This window comes from Hymenobacter lapidarius, assembly GCF_001816145.1.
GTDB classification, from domain to species: Bacteria; Bacteroidota; Bacteroidia; order Cytophagales; family Hymenobacteraceae; genus Hymenobacter; species Hymenobacter lapidarius.
This window is the reverse complement of the sequence record NZ_MDZB01000007.1, coordinates 1-3,264: the sequence shown is the minus strand read 5'-3', so window position 1 is coordinate 3,264 and position 3,264 is coordinate 1. Positions and strand designations below refer to the sequence as shown.

2 rRNA genes are annotated in these 3,264 nt (G+C 55.4%); both read left to right on the top strand.

Features of this window, described 5'->3' with window-relative positions:
- Nucleotides 1-96: 96 nt before the first annotated feature.
- Nucleotides 97-3,016 (top strand): 23S ribosomal RNA (locus tag BEN47_RS00100).
- Between the two features lie 133 nt (nt 3,017-3,149).
- A 5S ribosomal RNA gene (gene rrf, locus BEN47_RS00095) occupies nt 3,150-3,261 on the top strand.
- Nucleotides 3,262-3,264: the final 3 nt, after the last annotated feature.

The window sequence follows — 3,264 nt, the reverse complement described above, 5'->3', positions numbered from 1 at the left end:
TACACGTTCTTTGACGTAAGGGGTAACAAAAACGAAGCGTAGCGCGCTTGTCCTTAGTAATAAGGTAAGCAAACCCTAGCGATGGGGTGCTACGAAAGCGAAGTAAGCAAGAGCACACGGGGGATGCCTAGGGTCTGAGAGGCGACGAAGGACGCGATAAGCTGCGATAAGCTGGGGGGAGGGGCACATACCCGTTAATCCCCAGGTTTCCGAATGGGGCAACCCCTTGGTTGGAAGAACCAAGAGCCGACTAGCTTGACTAGCGGCGGCAAACGCAGGGAACTGAAACATCTAAGTACCTGCAGGAAAAGAAAATAACAATGATTCCCCAAGTAGTGGCGAGCGAACGGGGAGGAGCCCAAACCGGGTTGGTTACGGCCAGTCCGGGGTTGTAGGGCCGCGACATGTGATTGAATCGAGGTAGCCGAAGGCGTTGGGAAACGCCATCAGAGAGGGTGAAAGTCCCGTAGGCGACACTTCTGATTCACGCTAGCGGTACCCTGAGTAGGGCGGGGCCGGAGAAACCCCGTCTGAATCGAGCGGCACCATCCGCTAAGGCTACATACTCCTCAGACACCGATAGTGAACTAGTACCGTGAGGGAAAGGTGAAAAGAACCGGGAATACCGGAGTGAAAAGAACCTGAAACCGTGTGCTTACAAGCAGTCAGAGGGCTTTAGTGGCCTGATGGCGTGCCTTTTGCATAATGAGCCTACGAGTTACTCCTCCCCGGCAAGGTTAAGCGCTTCAAGGCGCGGAGCCGCAGCGAAAGCGAGTCTGAACAGGGCGCGGAGTCGGGGGGGGTAGACGCGAAACTTGGTGAGCTACCCATGAGCAGGTTGAAGGTGCGGTAACACGCACTGGAGGACCGAACGAGTTTCCGTTGAAAAGGATTTCGATGACTTGTGGGTAGGGGTGAAAGGCCAATCAAACTGAGAAATAGCTCGTACTCCCCGAAATGTATTGAGGTACAGCGTCGGCGTTGAGGTCAGTGGAGGTAGAGCTACCAATAGGACTAGGGGGTGTCAGAGCCTACCGAATCCTGATGAACTCCGAATGCCACTGGCTATAGCCGGCAGTGAGGCCTGGGGTGCTAAGGTCCCCGGCCGAGAGGGAAAGAACCCAGACCATCTGCTAAGGTCCCTAAATCCAGATTAAGTTGAACAAAGGAGGTCCACTTGCTTTGACAGCCAGGAGGTTGGCTTGGAAGCAGCCATTCCTTTAAAGAGTGCGTAACAGCTCACTGGTCGAGCGAGCGGGCGTCGATAATACGCGGGCATCAAATCTGGTACCGAAGCAATGGATTTGACATGAAAGACTGTCAAGTGGTAGGGGAGCATTCTCCTTGCGGTGAAGGTGCGTCGTCAGGCGTGCTGGAGCGTGGAGAAAAGCATATGTAGGCATGAGTAACGATAATGGGGGTGCGAAACCCCCACGCCGATAGACTAAGGTTTCCAATTCAACGCTAATCGGAATTGGGTTAGTCGGGACCTAAGGGGAAGCCGAAAGGTGCACTCGATGGACAGCAGGTTAATATTCCTGTACTGATGAATGGAAGTGATGCAGTGACGCAGAAGTGAAAGCACCGCGGGCGGACGGAAGTGCCCGTTGAAGGCCGTAGATATAGGAGAGGTAGTTAAGTACGCCACTCTTGTCGAAAGCCGATAGTACCGCACGTCCTTCGGGACACGCGGATAGTGTGCCTAATCCGACTGCCAAGAAAACCTGCTAAGCGTTTTAACTCATTTATCACCCGTACCGCAAACCGACACAGGTAGTCAAGGAGAGTATCCTGAGGCGCTCGAGTGAATCACGGCCAAGGAACTCGGCAAAATGGACCTGTAACTTCGGGAGAAGGGTCGCTTCCTTGTAGCAATACAAGAAGCCGCAGTGAAAAGGCCCAGGCGACTGTTTAACAAAAACACATGGCTTTGCTAACGCGCAAGCGGACGTATAAGGCCTGACACCTGCCCGGTGCCGGAAGGTTAAGAGGGGAACTTAGTCGCAAGGCGAAGGTTTGAATCGAAGCCCCGGTAAACGGCGGCCGTAACTATAACGGTCCTAAGGTAGCGAAATTCCTTGTCGGGTAAGTTCCGACCTGCACGAATGGTGTAACGATCTGGGCGCTGTCTCAGCCGTGAGCTCGGTGAAATTGTAGTCTCGGTGAAGATGCCGAGTACCCGCCACGGGACGGAAAGACCCCGTGCACCTTTACTATAGGTTGCCATTGGTGTTGGGTTCGGCATGTGTAGCATAGGCGGGAGGCGCTGAGCCGGGGACGCTAGTCCTCGGGGAGCCACCGTTGAAATACCGCCCTTGCCGTGCCTGATGCCTAATCCTGCGACGCAGGAGACAGTGGCTGCTGGGTAGTTTGACTGGGGTGGTCGCCTCCAAAAGAGTATCGGAGGCTTTCAAAGGTCCGCTCAGTCCGCTTGGTAACCGGACGCAGAGCGCAATAGCAGAAGCGGGCTTGACTGTGAGGCCGACTAGCCGAGCAGGGTCGAAAGACGGATATAGTGATCCGGTGGTTCCGCATGGAAGGGCCATCGCTCAAAGGATAAAAGGTACGCCGGGGATAACAGGCTGATCTCCCCCAAGAGCTCATATCGACGGGGAGGTTTGGCACCTCGATGTCGGCTCGTCACGTCCTGGGGCTGGAGAAGGTCCCAAGGGTTCGGCTGTTCGCCGATTAAAGTGGCACGCGAGCTGGGTTCAGAACGTCGTGAGACAGTTCGGTCCCTATCTGTGGTGGGCGTTGGAAATTTGACAGGACCTGTCCTTAGTACGAGAGGACCGGGATGGACCAGCCGCTGGTGCGCCGGTTGTACCGCCAGGTGCAGCGCCGGGTAGCTACGCTGGGACGAGATAAGCGCTGAAAGCATCTAAGTGCGAAACTCACCTGGAGATGAGATTTCCCAATATTAAGGCCCGTCGGAGATGACGACGTGGATAGGCGGCAGGTGAAAAACTAGAAATAGAATAGCTGAGCCGTACTAAGTGGCCGAGGGCTTCGCTCCTCCCGCATTGCAAAATGCATGGAATATTCGTCGAGCGCGCACCGCACGCTTCGTTTTTGTCCCCTTACGTCGAGTTATTGAGGGTTGCGTGCTGCCGCGAGGCAGCCAACAGAACGCCGCAACCCCCGCCAGCAATGGTGGCTTTAGCCCGGGTGTTCACCTCTTCCCATTCCGAACAGAGCCGTTAAGCCCCGGTGCGCCTATGGTACTGCCTTCACCGGTGGGAGAGTCGGTCGCCGCCAACCTTA